The following is a 14,600-nucleotide window of genomic DNA, read 5'->3' on the forward strand; positions in this document are numbered from 1 at the left end:
CCATGGCGGCCGACCCACTGGCCCCCTATAACGCCAAGCGCGATTTCCGGCGCACCCGCGAACCGGCGGGCAAGGTCGCGAAGAAGGGCGGCAACAGCTTCGTCGTCCAAAAACATGCGGCGACGCGGCTGCATTGGGATTTCCGGCTGGAGATCGATGGGGTTCTGAAGAGTTGGGCGGTGACCAAGGGACCGAGCCTGGATCCCGCCGACAAGCGGCTGGCCGTCCGCACGGAGGATCATCCGATCGATTATGGCAGTTTCGAGGGCAATATTCCCAAGGGCGAATATGGCGGCGGCACGGTCATGCTGTGGGACCGGGGTAGCTGGGAACCGGTGCCGGGCAAGAGCGCCGACGATTTGAAGGACGGCCACCTCCATTTCATCCTGCATGGGGAGCGGATGAAGGGCGAATGGCTGCTGGTGCGCATGAAGGGACGGCCGGGGGAGAAGCGCGAGAACTGGCTGCTCCGCAAGATAGACGATGGGGAGGCGGGAGAGGGCGACATGCTGGTCGAACGGGCGCTGACCAGCGTGCTGACGGAACGGTCCATGGCGCAGATCGAGGCGGATGCGGAGGCCACCCAATCGTTGAAGGGCGGCGGGAAAAGGGCCTTTTCCGACAAGATGCGGGCGGCGGAGGCGCATAACGCCAAGGTGCGTTCGAAGGCCGGGCGGAGGGCCGGCGCGACGGGGCTGCCGCGTTTCGTGAAGCCGCAACTGGCGACGCTGGTCGACAGCGTGCCCGCCGGGAATGACTGGCTGCATGAGATCAAATATGACGGCTATCGCATGCTGATCGCGGTCGATGGCGCGAAAGTGAAGCTGTTCACCCGCAATGGTCTGGACTGGACCGACAAGTTTGGCCCGCTGGTGGAGAGGATCGCCGCGCTGGACCTGCCTTCCGCGCTGATCGACGGGGAGGTGGTGGCGCTGGGCGAGGATGGCAATCCCAGCTTTTCCGCCTTGCAGGCGGTGCTGAAGCGCGGCCATGGCGCGCAGCGCGCCGATACGCCCTTTCACCTCTTCGCCTTCGACCTGCTCTTCCTGGACGGCATGGATTTGAGGCCGCTGCCCACCATAGAGCGCAAGGAAAGGCTGGAGGCGCTGCTGCATGACAGCCAGCCGCCCGTCCATGTGGCCGATCATCTGATCGGCGCAGGGGAGAAGCTCTACCGGTCGCTCTGCGACGCCGGGCAGGAGGGCATCATCGCCAAGCGCATCGACGCCCCCTATCGCGGCGACCGGACCCGCAACTGGGTCAAGGTCAAATGCATCCGGCGGCAGGAATTCGTTTTGGTCGGCTGGACGAAAAGCAAGGCGAAGGGTCGCGCATTCTCTTCCCTGTTGCTCGCCCAGAATGAGGGCGGCGCGATGGTCTACAAGGGGAAGGTCGGAACCGGCTTCGACGCGACGGCGATGGAGGAACTGGCCGGGGCGATGGCGCCGCTAACCGTCGACAAGGCGCCGCTGGAGGTACCGCGAGCGGAGGCGCGGGGCGTGCAGTGGATCAAGCCCCGGCTGGTGGCGGAGGTCGCCTTCGCCGAATTCACCGGCGAGGGGCGCGTCCGGCACGGCACTTTCCTGGGCCTGCGGTCCGACAAGCCTGCCAAGGCCGTGCAGCCGGAAAGGGCTGAACCCGCGCCCTTGCCCCAGAGCGGCGTGACGATCAGCAATCGCGAGCGGATCATCTTCCCCGAAGATGGGCTGACCAAGGGCGACTTGGCCGACTATTATGCGCGTGTCGCGCCGCTGATGCTGCCCTTTGCCGCGAACCGGCCGATCAGTCTGGTCCGCTGTCCTCAGGGGCGGGCGAAGAAATGCTTCTTCCAGAAACATGACAGCGGATCGTTCGGCGACCATGTCCGCCAGGTGCCCATCCGCGAGAAAGATGAGGGGTGGGAGGATTATATCTATGTCGAGGATGCCGACGGGCTGCTGGCCTGCGTGCAGATGGGCACTATCGAATTTCACGGATGGGGGAGCCGCGCCGACGCGGTGGAGAAGCCCGACCGGATGATATTCGACCTCGATCCCGACGAGGGCATGGATTTCGCCAAGGTGCGGCAGGCGGCGCAGGACATTCGCGACAGGCTGAGCGATATCGGGCTTGTCTCCTTCGCCATGCTTTCCGGCGGCAAGGGGGTGCATGTGGTGGCGCCGTTGACGCCGGGTCATGACTGGGACGCGCACAAGGATTTCGCGTCCCGCTTCGCGCAGGCGTTGAGCGCGGCCGAACCCGACCGTTTCGTCGCGACGATGAGCAAGGCGAAGCGCAAGGGGCGCATCTTCATCGACTGGCTGCGGAATCAGAGGGGGAGTACTGCCGTGCTGCCTTATTCCGTGCGGGCTCGCCCGGGTGCGCCGGTTGCGGTGCCGATCGATTGGGAGGAATTGGGTGGGATGAAGGATGCTCATCCTTTTGGCATCGGCGATGCTGAGAAATTGTTGCGGCGATCCAGGGAACTCAAGGGTTGGGGGTTCGCGGCGCAGGGGTTGCCTGGATTATAGGGGGGGGCAAGCCTATCTTCTCCCCTCCCGTAGACGGGAGGGGCCGGGGGTGGGCCGCCGCGTCAGCGGCGTTCTTCCCTAGCCGAGAAGCCGGAAGCTCGCTGCGCTCGCACCCACCCCCTAACCCCCTCCCGCTTGCGGGAGGGGGAATGATGTCTCTCCGCCTTAAGCGGTTACCAGCTTGACCGCCGATGGTTTTGCCGGGGGGAGGCCGCCGGTTTCGGCTTGGCGCATCAGTTCCTGTTTCCGCGCCAGCATCTGGTCGCGCAGCGCCACCAGGTCGACTCCGGCTTCCCGCGCCTGGGCGAACATGCCTTCGGATCGGCGCTCTTCTTCCGCGACATGGTGCTTGATCTCTTCCGACAGCACCTTGACCTTCGCGTCGAAGAAATCGGCGGAGGGCGTGGCGGCGGCGATGTCGTTCACCAGCACCTTCGCGCCGTCATGTTCGACATAGGCCTCATCCAGCGTGTCGTCCTCGATCTTGCCGCGCAGGGTCGGATAGAAGATTTCCTCTTCGATGATCGTGTGAATCTTGAGTTCAATGACGATCTGGGTGGCCAGCGACTGTTTCTGATCGTCGCTGCGCGCTTTCTCGAACTTTTCGAACAGCGCTTCCACCTTGCGATGGTCAGCCTTCAGCAGCGCTATCGCATCGGTATATTTCTCTTCCGCCACAGCCATTCTCCTATCGTTTACCGCTTATACTCGCGGCGCATGATAGGGTTCCGCTTGCGAGCTACAGCCAGTCCTTGGCGCGATAGGCTTCGACCGTCGCCTTCAATCCCTGCTCGGTCGGCACGGTCGGCGTCCATAGCCGTTTCGGTGGTTGCTTGCGCTTCTTCGCCACCCAGTCGGGATGGCAGAAATAGCTGACCCGGTCGGGCGTCAGCTTGGCGTTGCGGCCACGCACCAGCCGGTCCAGCCGCGCCCCAAGGCCCAGCGCCCAGGCGGGCGTGGCGAAGGTTCGCACCGGCCGCCCGACCGCCCGGCCGACCGCCTGCGCGAAGTCCATATGGTCCCAGCCGTTCGGCGTGCCGTCGTCCACCTCATAGACATGGGTCAGGCTCTTCATGTCCTTTTCGACCGCCAGCGTCAGGAACAGCCGGGCAAGGTCGCTCACCTCTATCACCGACAGCCGACCGCCCGGCGGCATCAGCATGATCCCGCGCTTCGCCATGCGGAACAGTTCCAGCATCTCCCGGTCGCCCGGCCCGTAGATGGCGGGGGGACGGATGATGGTCCAGTCGAGGCCGCTGGCCTTCACATGCCGTTCGGCCAGTTCCTTCGACCAGCCATAGTCGGACAGGCCCGGCTCCCGCGCCGAGAGGGAGGAGACGTGGATCAGCCGTCTGACGCCGCGCTGGCGCATGGCGTCGACCACCGCCATGGTGCCCCGCGCATTGCCGCGTTCAAAACCGTCCCGGTCGGGCGCGTTCACCACGCCTGCGATATGGATCACCACGTCGGCGTCGCGCACCAGCGTGTTGAGCGCTGCCCGGTCCTCCAGCGCGCCGGGCACCCATTTCAGGTGCGCGCGGGGCGGCTGCGCCCGGCGGGTGATGGCGGAGACATGATGCCCCGCCGCCAGGGCCTGATTCAGGGTTTCGGCGCCGACGAAGCCCGTCGCGCCGGTCATTGCGATGCGCAGGGACATGGATCAGACCATCGCCATATGGTCGCGGTGGACCAGCACGGACCGGGGCAGGTGGCCCAGCAGCGCGGCGATATCCTCGCTGCGCTTGCCCGCGATGCGCGCCGCTTCCTCGCTGTCATATTCGATGAGGCCGCGGGCGATGACCCGTCCGTCCTCCGCCAATATGTCGACCACGTCGCCGCGGGCGAAGATGCCCTCTATCCGCGCCACGCCCGCCGGGAGCAGGCTGTTGCCGCGCCCCAGCGCCGCTTCCGCGCCTGCATCGACCACGATTCGCCCGCGTACCGTCAGGCGACCGGCCAGCCAGCCCTTGCGCGCCCCCTTCGCCTGCGCGGCGAGGAAGATCGATCCCTTGCCGCCATCGGTCCAGTGCGACAGCGGCGAATCCACCTTGCCGGAGATGATCGCCAGATGCGCGCCCGCCCCGGTGGCGATGCGCGCCGCCTCGATCTTGGAGGTCATGCCCCCCGATCCCATGCCCGAAGCGGAGCCGCCGTCCGCCATGCCCGCGATGCGCGCATCGATGCGCTCGATTGTCTCTATCAGCATGGCGTTCGCATCGACATGCGGATTGGCGCTGTAAAGCCCGTCGACGTCCGACAGCAGCACAACTGCGTCAGCCCGTGCCGCCTGTCCGATACGCGCCGCCAGACGGTCATTGTCGCCGAAGCGGATTTCCGCCGTGGCGACGCTGTCATTCTCATTGACCACGGGCACGACGTCGAGCGCCATCAGCCGCTCCAGCGTGGCGGAGGCGTTGAGGTAGCGGCGGCGATTTTCCAGATCGTCCAGCGTCACCAGCATCTGCGCGGCGGTGATGCCCCTTTCGTGCAGCAGGCTGGCCCAACATTGGGAGAGGGCGATCTGGCCGGTCGCGGCGGCGGCCTGCGCGTCTTCAAGGGAGCCGCGGCCGCCCTTGGGCAGTTTCAGCCTGCGGGCGCCGAGCGCGATGGCGCCGGAGGAGACGATGATGATTTGCTGTCCGGCCTGCTTGCGCGCCGCGATGTCGGCCACCAGCGTGCGCAGCCAGGCTTCGCGCACTTCGCCCTGCGGATCGACCAGCAGCGCCGACCCGATCTTGATGACCAGGCGGCGGATCTGGGAGGGGGGGAAACCGGAGAGGGAAGGGGTCACTAAGCAAATATCCGTTCGGTTCGAGCGAAGTCGAGAACCGTCATGCACCCGCTTCTCGACTTCGCTCGAAGCGAACGGGTGTCATGCAATCCGCTTAGATTGGCGACCACGGCGCGTCGCCTTCCTCGCCTTCCTCATCCTCATCGCTGTCCCGCGCCTCGCCCATCAGCGGCAGCACGGCGTCCAGCAGGGCGGGCACGCCTTCGCCGGTCGCGCCGGAGATGATGAACACATCCTCCACCCCAGCCTCGTCCCGAAGCTGTTCGGCGATATCCTCCATCAATTCCTGCCCGAGCAGATCGCCCTTGTTGAGCGCGACGATCTGCGGCTTTTCGTCCAGACCGCCGCCATAGGCCGCCAGTTCGTCCTGCACGATGCGGAACTGTTCGACCGGGTCGTCGCCGGTCGCGTCGATCAGGTGCAGCAACACGCGGCACCGCTCGATATGGCCGAGAAAACGGTCGCCGATCCCCGCGCCCTCGGCCGCGCCCTCGATCAGGCCGGGAATGTCCGCCAGCACGAATTCCCGGTCGCGGTGCAGCACCACGCCCAGTTGCGGCTTGGTGGTGGTGAAGGCATAGGCGCCGACCTTCGCCTTGGTATTGGTGACCTGGTTGATGAAGGTGGACTTGCCCGCATTGGGCATGCCGACAAGGCCGACATCGGCCAGCAGCTTCAGCCGCAGCCAGACATACATTTCCTTGCCCGGCCAGCCGGTGCCATGCTGGCGCGGGGCGCGGTTGGTGCTGGTCTTGTAGGACAGGTTGCCGCGCCCGCCGTCGCCGCCGCGCAGCAGGACGATGCGTTGCCCGACTTCGGTGAAGTCGGCGAGGAGTTCCTGTTCATACTCCATCGTGCCGTCCTCATCCTCGCTGCCCTCTATGGGCGTGGGATCGGACAGGATTTGCGTGCCCACCGGCACCTTGATGATCAGGTCTTCGCCGCCCGCGCCATAGCGGTTCTTGCCCGCGCCGCCACCGCCGCGCTGCGCCTTGAAATGTTGGGTGTAGCGGAAGTCGATCAGGGTGTTCAGCCCTGCCACCGCCTCGAAGATGATGTCGCCGCCCTTGCCGCCGTTGCCGCCGTCCGGGCCGCCATATTCGACATATTTTTCACGCCGGAAGCTGACCGCGCCGGGACCGCCCCAGCCGGACTTGATGAAAATCTTCGCTTGATCCAGAAAATGCATCGCGCGCCCATAGCGGTTTATGCGGCGGAATTAAACCCGCAGTTGGGCGGCGATTTGCGCGGATCGGGAAACGGCGCGGCCCGTTTCCCGATCGCGATGGTCAGGCCGCCAGCGCGGGCCGCGAATCCGCGTAGAGGTCCATGGACGAATCCGCCACCATGCGGGGGGCCTCGCCTTCCTGAAAGACCAGGCAGTCGGCCGCCGCGCCCCGGCCCAGGCTGAAGCGCTTCTCGATCCGGCCGGTGGGGCGGAAGCCGATCTTGCGCAGCACGTTGCCCGATGCCGGATTGTCCGCGAAATGGGCTGCGCGGACATTGCGGACCCCGGCCGCGCGCGCCATGTGCATGACGGCCTGCGCGGCCTCCGTCGCGAAGCCCAGACCCCAATAGGGGCGGGCGATCCAATAGCCCAGTTCCGGCGCGCCGTCGTCCGCCAAGTGGATGCCGCAGCCGCCCACCAGGCGCGGCGCGCCCTTGGTGCGGGTGAAGGCCAGCAGATTCGGCAGGCGCTGGTCCTGCGGCTGCGCCAGGAAATCCTGCGCATCCGCAAGGCCATAGGGGGCCGGGGCGCGGGTCAGGTTGCGCAGGACGGAGGGATCGCCGATCGCTTCGGCCAGGGCCGGCGCATCTTCCATCCAGCCGGGCCGCAGCAGCAGGCGGGGTGTACGGGCGAACATCGAAATTCTCCTAATCTCCAGTACGTCCATGGCCGCGAAAAGTTACGGCTTGACGACTGTCTTCCCAGGCTGGCTCCGCCCGCATGACGCGTGAGAAAGCGAGCGGTTCCAGCGGCTTGAGGGAAAAATGGGGGGAGACGCCCGTGCAAACGGAAAAGGGGCGCTCCCGGATGGGGCGCCCCTTGTTTCCCTCGAACCTTGCGGTGGCCTGTAAGCCGTTCCGCCAGGAGGATCGCCCCGATTGCGTGGGACGATCCGTCATCGATCATCCGTTATTCGGCTGCTTCGGCCATTGCGTCGACCGACACATATTTGCGGCCGAGCTTGCCGGTGTGGAATACCACGCGGCCTTCGCCCAGCGCGAACAGGGTGTGATCCTTGCCCATGCCGACGTTGCGGCCGGGATAGACGCGGGTGCCGCGCTGGCGAATGATGATGTTGCCGCCGATCACTTCCTGACCGCCGAACTTCTTCACGCCAAGGCGCTTCGATTCCGAATCGCGACCGTTGCGCGACGAACCGCCAGCTTTCTTATGTGCCATGACTCAAACTCCTCGTGACTTTGCTGCGGCTCAGGCGATCGACACGATCTTGAGGATCGTGTGATTCTGGCGGTGGCCGTTGCGGCGACGGTAGTTGTGCCGACGGCGCTTCTTGAAAACGATGACCTTCTCGCCCTTCGCCTGCGCGACGATTTCGGCGGCGACGGTCAGCTTGGCCGCGTCCTTCACGTCGCTGCCTTCGCCGGCGAACAGGACGTCGTCCAGGGTCACCTTGTCACCGGCCTCCCCGGCCAGCTTCTCGACGACGATCTTGTCTCCGGCGGCGACGCGATATTGCTTGCCGCCCGTGCGCACGACTGCGAACATGGCTCTTCTCTTCTCGTTCAAATCTGCTTTACGCAGATCGTCGAGGGACAATGCCCTGTTGGACCCGCGCGGGAATGTGGCCCGCTACTGGAATGACTCGCCGATGTCAACCGGCAAGCTCGGCTTTCGGGGCTGGTTTTTCGGCGCGTCCGTTCCTATCTTGCGCTGCGAAGGGACAGTATCGCAGATGACGCCGACGCCATACAGGAAGGAAGCCGGGCCGGGTGGCCTGCCCTTCATCCTGTTCCTGTGGCTATCGCTCTGCGTCGCGCTGCTGAGCGCGCTGGCGCCATTGGGGCCGCCGTCCAGCAGGCTTACCGGTTCCGCCTTCAACCCCGCGACCACCAGCGTCGTGTTGAAGGCCCGCGCCGCCGCCAACCCGATTCTCTTGCGAGTGACGGAGCCGGATGGCGATGGGCGGGCGCCGCTGACGGCACCCGCCGCGATCCTGCCGCCGTTCGCGGCCTCGCTGATGCCGGTTATCCCGGCGATTCGGCTGGTCAGCCGATTTTCGCCGTCTTTCCCGTCCCCGATTTCCTTCCACCTTCTTTCCCGCCTGCGCGCCCGCGCGCCGCCTGCCCTTTCCTGACGCATCGCTCTACAGGCGGGCCGTCCCGGTCCGTCGTCAGGAAAAAGGAGCCTTCCCATGATCCGCGAAAGACCGCGTCGTCGCGGCCCCGGTTCGTCCCGGCGCCGCCCGCCCTGGTGGTTCATGCCTGCCGTGCTGGCGGGACTGGGCGCGGCCGGGGCGCTGCTGTCGGCGGCCGTGCTGGCTGTCGCTGAATGAAAATATGATAAGCTGCCGGTGGAGGGTGCATTCCCACCGGCGGCCAGGGAAAGATAATCCATGCCCCATCACACGCCCCTGATCGGAACGATCGTCGCGGGCCTTGTCGTTGCTTTCGTCATGGGCGCCATCGCCCATCGCCTGAAATTGTCGCCGCTGGTCGGCTATCTGATGGCGGGGATCATCGTCGGTCCCTTCACGCCCGGATTTGTGGCTGACGCCGGATTGGCCAACGAACTGGCGGAAATCGGCGTCATATTGCTGATGTTCGGCGTCGGCCTGCATTTTTCGCTGCGCGACCTGCTGTCGGTGAAGAATATCGCGGTCCCCGGCGCCATCGGCCAGATAACGGTGGCGACGCTGATGGGCATGGGGCTGGCCTATTATATGGGCTGGCCGGTGATGGGCGGGCTGGTCTTCGGTCTGGCGCTGTCGGTGGCGAGCACGGTGGTCCTGCTGCGCGCCCTGCAAGGGGCGAATCTGGTGGAAACCCGCCGGGGCCGGATCGCGGTCGGCTGGCTGATCGTGGAGGATCTGGTGATGGTGCTGGCGCTGGTGCTGCTGCCCGCGCTGGCCGGGGTCATGAACAATGCCGACGCGGCGGGCGGAGCGGGGTCGCTGCTCGCGCCGCTGCTCGGCACTTTGCTGAAGGTTGCGGGCTTTGTCGCGCTGATGCTCATCGTCGGGCGGCGGGTCATTCCCTGGGCGCTGCATTGGGTGGTGCATAGCGGATCGCGGGAATTGTTCCGCCTTGCCGTGCTGGCCATAGCGCTGGGCGTGGCGTTCGGCGCGGCGGTGGCGTTCGACGTCTCCTTCGCGCTGGGGGCCTTCTTCGCGGGCATGATCCTGGGCGAGACGCCGCTCAGCCGTCGCGCCACGGAGGAGACGCTGCCCCTGCGGGACGCCTTCGCGGTGCTATTCTTCGTTTCGGTCGGCATGTTGTTCAATCCGTCGGTATTGGTCGAACAGCCGCTGCCCCTGCTGGCCACGGTGGCGATCATCATCGTCGGCAAGTCCATCGCCGCCTTCGCCATCGTCCGCGCCTTCGGCCATCCCGGCGACACGGCGCTGACCATCGCGGCCAGTCTGGCGCAGATCGGGGAGTTCTCCTTCATCCTGGCCTCATTGGGGACGGGGTTGGGCGTGCTGCCCGCCGAGGGGCGTGATCTGATCCTGGCGGGGGCGATCGTTTCGATCTTCCTCAATCCGCTGATCTTCTCCCTGATCGTGCGGAGCAACAGGCGGGAGGAGGCGGAAAAGCCGCCCGAACAGCCTCGCATGGGCCATGTCATCCTGGTCGGCTATGGCCGGGTGGGCAAGCTGATCGGGCAGCGGCTGGCCGAACGCAAGGCGCATTTCGTGGTGATGGAGACCGATCCCGACCGCGCCGAGGAGGCGGAGGAAGCGGGCCTTTCCGTCGTGCGGGGGAGCGCGCTGGAGGACCGCCACCTGATCGCCGCGGGCATCCGCGAGGCGCGCCGGATGCTGATCGCGGTGCCGGAAGGGTTCGAAGGCGGGGCCATCCATGAACATGCGCGCCATTTGAACCCTGACCTCCAGGTCATCGCCCGCGCCCATTCGGACGCGGAAGTCGCGCATCTGGAGGGGCTGGGCGTTCCCCATGTCGTGATGGGCGAGCGCGAACTGGCGGCGCGGATGCTGGCCCTTTGCGGGGCGGGGTAGGATTGATGCGCGACCTGCTCCTGCGAAGGTAGGAGCCCATTCCCTCGCCCTGAGCTGGGCTCCTGCCTTCGCAGGAGCACATGGTGCGCTCAGTCGAAATAGGGCCGCTCTGTCGAAGAGCGGCCCTTTCCTGTTATCGGGGCTTGCGCGGTCCGGGCCGCTTGGGGCCGCCCTTGAACGGGCGCGGGCTGTGCGCGGGCGGGCGGGGGCCGCGATCGTTGGGGCGGCCCTTGCCGCGAGGGCCTTCGCGGCGGTTTTCGCGGGCGGCTTCACGGGGCGTGCCCTCGACCTGTTGGAAGCTGACTTCCGCGCCCTCGTCGCTGGCCTCGCCCGTGCGCTTCAACGCGCTGACGAAGCGGGAGGCGATGGCGCTGGGAATTTCGAACAAAGTTTCATGGGCAGCGATGCGGATTGCGCCGATATCCTGCCGCGACACATGGCCGCGCCGGCAGATTAGCGGCAATATCCAGCGCGGATCGGCATTCTGGCTGCGGCCGATATCCATGCGGAACCAGACCGTGTCCTCGAAGCCGGGGCGCGGCCCGTCGCGGCGTTGCGGGGCTTCGCTGGCGTCCAGCAATTCTTCGGGCGCGGGCAGGGCGGCGCGGGCGCTCTTCACCAGCATCGCGGCGATTTCCTTGGCGGACTTCGCCTCCAGCAGTTCCGCGCCCAGCGCCCAGTCTTGCTCGTCCAGTTCGGCGCGTTCCATCAGTTTCTCGCGCAGGCGGGCATTATCCTGTTCCTGGATCGCTTCCTTGCTGGGCGGGGTGCCCCATTCGACCGGAATCTTCGCGCCGCGCAGCATGGATTCGACCCGGCGGCGGCGGGGATAGGGGACGATCAGGACCGCCGTGCCCTTCTTGCCAGCGCGGCCGGTGCGGCCGGAGCGATGCTGCATTGTTTCCGCATCGCGGGGCAGTTCGACATGGACGACCAGGCTGAGATTGGGCAGGTCGATGCCGCGCGCCGCGACGTCGGTCGCCACGCAGACCCGGGCGCGGCGGTCGCGCAGGGCCTGGAGCGCGTGGTTGCGTTCATTCTGGCTATGCTCGCCCGACAGCGCCACCGCCGCGAAGCCGCGTTCGGTCAGGCTGGCGTGCAGGTGGCGGACATTGTCGCGGGTGGCGCAGAAGAGGATCGCCGTCTCCGCCTCATGATAGCGGAGCAGGTTGACCACGGCGTTTTCGATGTCGGCGGGGGCGACGGTCAGGGCCTGATAGCTGATGTCGCCATGGCCGCGTTCGTCGCTGACCGTGGAAATGCGCAGCGCGTCCTTCTGGTAGCGCTTGGCGAGCGACACGATCGGCTTGGGCATGGTGGCGGAGAAGAGCAGGGTGCGGCGCTCTTCGGGCGCGCCGTCGAGAATTTCTTCCAGATCCTCGCGGAAGCCCATGTCGAGCATCTCGTCGGCTTCGTCGAGCACCACGGTCTTGAGGCCGGAGAGGTCGAGCGCGCCGCGTTCCAGATGGTCGCGCAGGCGGCCCGGCGTGCCGACGACGATATGCGCGCCATGGCTGAGCGCCCGGCGTTCCTTGGCGGCGTCCATGCCGCCCACACAAGTGGCAATACGTGCGCGGGCTTCGCCATAGAGCCATTCCAGTTCGCGGGCGACCTGCAACGCCAGTTCGCGGGTCGGGGCGATGGCGAGGGCCAGCGGCAGGCCGGGGACGGGGAGGCGGCTGCTGTCGCCCAGCAATTCCTTCGCCATGGTGAGGCCGAAGGCGACGGTCTTGCCGGAGCCGGTCTGGGCCGAGACGATCAGGTCGCGGCCTTCGGCTTCGGGCTGGGTGACTTCGGCCTGCACCGGGGTCAGGCTTTCATAGCCTTTTCGCGTCAGCGCGTCGGAGAGGAGGGTGGGGAGATGTTCGAAAGACATTATATTTTCCATCGGTAAAAGGCGACCCGCCATTCCCGACGGATACTGGATGACCTGTTGCGCTACGGCCGGGGCCGGAGCCGGGGTGCAAGGTCACGCACCCCGAAGTTCACACCGTTGTTGGGCGAGTCTGCCCAAAGTCACGGTGTCTTGTGATCGCGTTATAACATGCATGCCTATCCTCCGTTCGCCCTGAGCTTGTCGAAGGGGCTTTTTCTTTCCTTCAAGAAAAGAGAGGGCTTCGACAGGCTCAGCCCGAACGGGTGAGAGGGCGTTTTACGGTGCCAACTCTCCAAAAAACGAAAGCCTCCTTCCCCGCGTGGAGGAAGGAGGCTCCCCTATCAGTTTAATGCTTCAGATCAGACCGAGGCGACTTCCGCCACGTCGACCTTCACGCCCGGACCCATCGAGGACGACAGGGCGATCTTGCGGACGTACTTGCCCTTCGAACCCGACGGCTTCGCCTTGACGATGGCGTCGACGAAGGCGTCGAAATTCTTGCGCAGGTCGGCCTGGCTGAAGCTGGCCTTGCCGAGGCCGGCGTGGATGATGCCCGCCTTTTCGACGCGGAATTCGATCTGACCGCCCTTGGCGGCCTTGACCGCTTCGGCGACGTTCGGGGTCACGGTGCCCAGCTTCGGGTTCGGCATCAGGCCCTTCGGACCCAGAACCTTACCCAGACGGCCGACCAGACCCATCATGTCGGGGGTGGCGATCACGCGCTGGAAGTCGATGTTGCCGGCCTGGATCGAATCCAGCAGGTCTTCGGCGCCCACGATGTCGGCGCCAGCGGCGGTCGCGGCCTCAGCCTTGTCGCCACGGGCGAACACGGCGACGCGGACGTCCTTGCCAGTACCAGCCGGAAGCGTGACGACGCCACGGACCATCTGGTCGGCGTGACGGGGATCGACTCCCAGGTTGATCGCGATCTCGACGCTTTCGTCGAACTTCGCGGTCGCGTGGGTCTTGATCAGGCCCAGCGCTTCATCGACGCCGTGCAGCTTTTCCTTGTCAACGGCGGCGGCCAGAACCTTGGCCTTCTTGGTCAGCTTTGCCATGCTCTTAACCCTCCACCACTTCGAGGCCCATCGCGCGAGCGGAGCCTTCGATGATCTTCGTCGCTGCGTCGATGTCGTTCGCGTTCAGGTCAACCATCTTGGCCTGGGCGATTTCGGCGAGCTGGGCGCGGGTGATCTTGCCGGCGACGACCTTGCCCGGTTCCTTGGAACCCGACTTCAGGTTGACGGCCTTCTTGATCAGATAGGTGGCGGGCGGCTGCTTCGTGACGAAGCTGAACGAACGGTCCGCATAGACGGTGATGATGGTCGGCAGCGGGGTGCCCTTTTCCATCTTTTCCGTCGAGGCGTTGAACGCCTTGCAGAATTCCATGATGTTCACACCGCGCTGACCCAGCGCCGGACCGATCGGCGGCGAGGGGTTGGCGGCTCCAGCGGGCACCTGGAGCTTGATATAGCCCGTAATCTTCTTGGCCATGTTCATTCACTCTGTTGCTGGGCGTGCCCGAAGGCGCGCCCGGTTCAAGTTTAGCGGTCAGACGGCAGCCCGAAGGACGCCTCCCGCATGATTTGGAGAGGGGGTTTGCCCTCTCCCGCTGCGACTAACCTCGCCTTGCGGCTCGGTAAGTCTCGCTGCCCTCTCCCGCTTGCGGGAGAGGGAATATTTACTTCGACAGTTCGACCTGTTCGAAATCCAGTTCGACCGGGGTGGCGCGGCCGAAGATCGACACGGACACCTTGACCCGGTTCTTTTCGAAATCCAGTTCCTCGACCGTGCCGTTGAAGCTGGCGAAGGGGCCGTCCAGCACCTTGACGCTGTCGCCGATTTCGTAATCGACGCTGACCTTGTGCTTGGGCGCGGCTTCGGCTTCCTTCTGGGCGCCGAAATAGCGGGCGGCGTCCGCCTCGCTGATCGCCTGCGGCTTGCCGGAGGAACCCAGGAAACCCGTCACCTTCGGCGTGTTCTTGACGAGGTGGTAGATGTCGTCGTTCATCGCCAGCTTGGCAAGGACATAGCCGGGCATGAACTTGCGCTCGACCTGCACCTTCTTGCCGCGCTTCACCTCGGTCACGGTCTCGGTGGGGACTTCCACCTGCTCGACCAGTTGGGAGAGGCCCATGCGCTCGGCTTCGGACAGGATCGATTCCTTGACCTTGTTCTCGAAGCCCGAATAGGCGTGGATGATGTACCAGCGCGCCATG

15 protein-coding genes are annotated in these 14,600 nt (G+C 65.7%); 4 read left to right on the plus strand and 11 right to left on the minus strand.

What is annotated here, in order from left to right; translation table 11 throughout:
- Window positions 1–2: 2 nt before the first annotated feature.
- Window positions 3–2,510, plus strand: coding sequence for a DNA ligase D (ligD, locus tag BV95_RS11285; protein WP_037451533.1), 2,508 nt, complete (start codon window positions 3–5; stop codon window positions 2,508–2,510).
- Between the two features lie 165 nt (window positions 2,511–2,675).
- On the opposite strand, the gene BV95_RS11290 is transcribed toward ligD, so the two are convergent.
- The 7 genes from BV95_RS11290 to rplU all read right to left on the minus strand — a co-directional run bounded on the left by BV95_RS11290 (window position 2,676) and on the right by rplU (window position 8,035).
- Window positions 2,676–3,188, minus strand: coding sequence for a hemerythrin domain-containing protein (locus BV95_RS11290; protein WP_037451535.1), 513 nt, complete (start codon window positions 3,186–3,188; stop codon window positions 2,676–2,678).
- A gap of 61 nt (window positions 3,189–3,249) precedes the next feature.
- Window positions 3,250–4,167, minus strand: a complete 918-nt coding sequence (locus tag BV95_RS11295) for an NAD-dependent epimerase/dehydratase family protein (protein ID WP_037451538.1) — start codon at window positions 4,165–4,167, stop codon at window positions 3,250–3,252.
- A gap of 3 nt (window positions 4,168–4,170) precedes the next feature.
- The gene (gene proB, locus BV95_RS11300; RefSeq protein WP_037451541.1) at window positions 4,171–5,301 is read right to left on the minus strand and encodes a glutamate 5-kinase; all 1,131 of its coding nucleotides are present in this window, start codon (window positions 5,299–5,301) and stop codon (window positions 4,171–4,173) included.
- A 94-nt stretch (window positions 5,302–5,395) separates the two neighbouring features.
- The gene (obgE, locus tag BV95_RS11305) at window positions 5,396–6,490 is read right to left on the minus strand and encodes a GTPase ObgE (RefSeq protein WP_037451544.1); all 1,095 of its coding nucleotides are present in this window, start codon (window positions 6,488–6,490) and stop codon (window positions 5,396–5,398) included.
- 100 nt (window positions 6,491–6,590) lie between these two features.
- On the minus strand, window positions 6,591–7,166 hold the full coding sequence (locus tag BV95_RS11310) for a GNAT family N-acetyltransferase (protein WP_037451547.1): 576 nt from the start codon (window positions 7,164–7,166) through the stop codon (window positions 6,591–6,593).
- Window positions 7,167–7,438: 272 nt separating this feature from the next.
- Complete coding sequence (rpmA, locus tag BV95_RS11315; RefSeq protein ID WP_007683600.1) at window positions 7,439–7,708, minus strand: 50S ribosomal protein L27; 270 nt, start codon at window positions 7,706–7,708, stop codon at window positions 7,439–7,441.
- Window positions 7,709–7,738: 30 nt separating this feature from the next.
- Complete coding sequence (gene rplU, locus BV95_RS11320; protein ID WP_007683601.1) at window positions 7,739–8,035, minus strand: 50S ribosomal protein L21; 297 nt, start codon at window positions 8,033–8,035, stop codon at window positions 7,739–7,741.
- Window positions 8,036–8,222: 187 nt separating this feature from the next.
- On the opposite strand from rplU, the gene BV95_RS11325 reads away from it, so the two are divergent.
- Genes BV95_RS11325 through BV95_RS11330 form a run of 3 tightly spaced genes read left to right on the plus strand, consistent with a single transcriptional unit; the run spans window position 8,223 to window position 10,505 of the window.
- Window positions 8,223–8,624 (plus strand): hypothetical protein, encoded by a 402-nt coding sequence (locus BV95_RS11325; RefSeq protein WP_037451648.1) that lies wholly within the window; start codon window positions 8,223–8,225, stop codon window positions 8,622–8,624.
- A gap of 57 nt (window positions 8,625–8,681) precedes the next feature.
- Window positions 8,682–8,822, plus strand: coding sequence for a hypothetical protein (locus BV95_RS24295; RefSeq protein ID WP_169804661.1), 141 nt, complete (start codon window positions 8,682–8,684; stop codon window positions 8,820–8,822).
- Between the two features lie 60 nt (window positions 8,823–8,882).
- Entirely contained in the window at window positions 8,883–10,505 is a 1,623-nt protein-coding gene (locus BV95_RS11330; protein ID WP_037451550.1) for a cation:proton antiporter domain-containing protein, read from the plus strand.
- Window positions 10,506–10,638: 133 nt separating this feature from the next.
- Here the strand turns inward: BV95_RS11330 and BV95_RS11335 are convergent, their stop codons facing one another.
- The 4 genes from BV95_RS11335 to nusG form a co-directional block, all read right to left on the minus strand.
- A complete protein-coding gene (locus tag BV95_RS11335) occupies window positions 10,639–12,381 on the minus strand; it encodes a DEAD/DEAH box helicase (RefSeq protein ID WP_037451553.1) in 1,743 nt (580 codons plus the stop codon).
- 359 nt (window positions 12,382–12,740) lie between these two features.
- Window positions 12,741–13,439, minus strand: coding sequence for a 50S ribosomal protein L1 (rplA, locus tag BV95_RS11340; protein ID WP_037451556.1), 699 nt, complete (start codon window positions 13,437–13,439; stop codon window positions 12,741–12,743).
- 4 nt (window positions 13,440–13,443) lie between these two features.
- The gene (gene rplK / locus BV95_RS11345; RefSeq protein ID WP_007709087.1) at window positions 13,444–13,875 is read right to left on the minus strand and encodes a 50S ribosomal protein L11; all 432 of its coding nucleotides are present in this window, start codon (window positions 13,873–13,875) and stop codon (window positions 13,444–13,446) included.
- Between the two features lie 187 nt (window positions 13,876–14,062).
- Window positions 14,063–14,599 carry a transcription termination/antitermination protein NusG gene (gene nusG, locus BV95_RS11350; protein ID WP_037451561.1) on the minus strand — a complete coding sequence of 179 codons (537 nt, stop codon included), beginning with the start codon at window positions 14,597–14,599 and terminating at the stop codon, window positions 14,063–14,065.
- Window position 14,600 lies beyond the last annotated feature (1 nt).

It is taken from the genome of Sphingobium chlorophenolicum (genome assembly GCF_000722875.1).
Lineage (GTDB): Bacteria > Pseudomonadota > Alphaproteobacteria > Sphingomonadales > Sphingomonadaceae > Sphingobium > Sphingobium chlorophenolicum.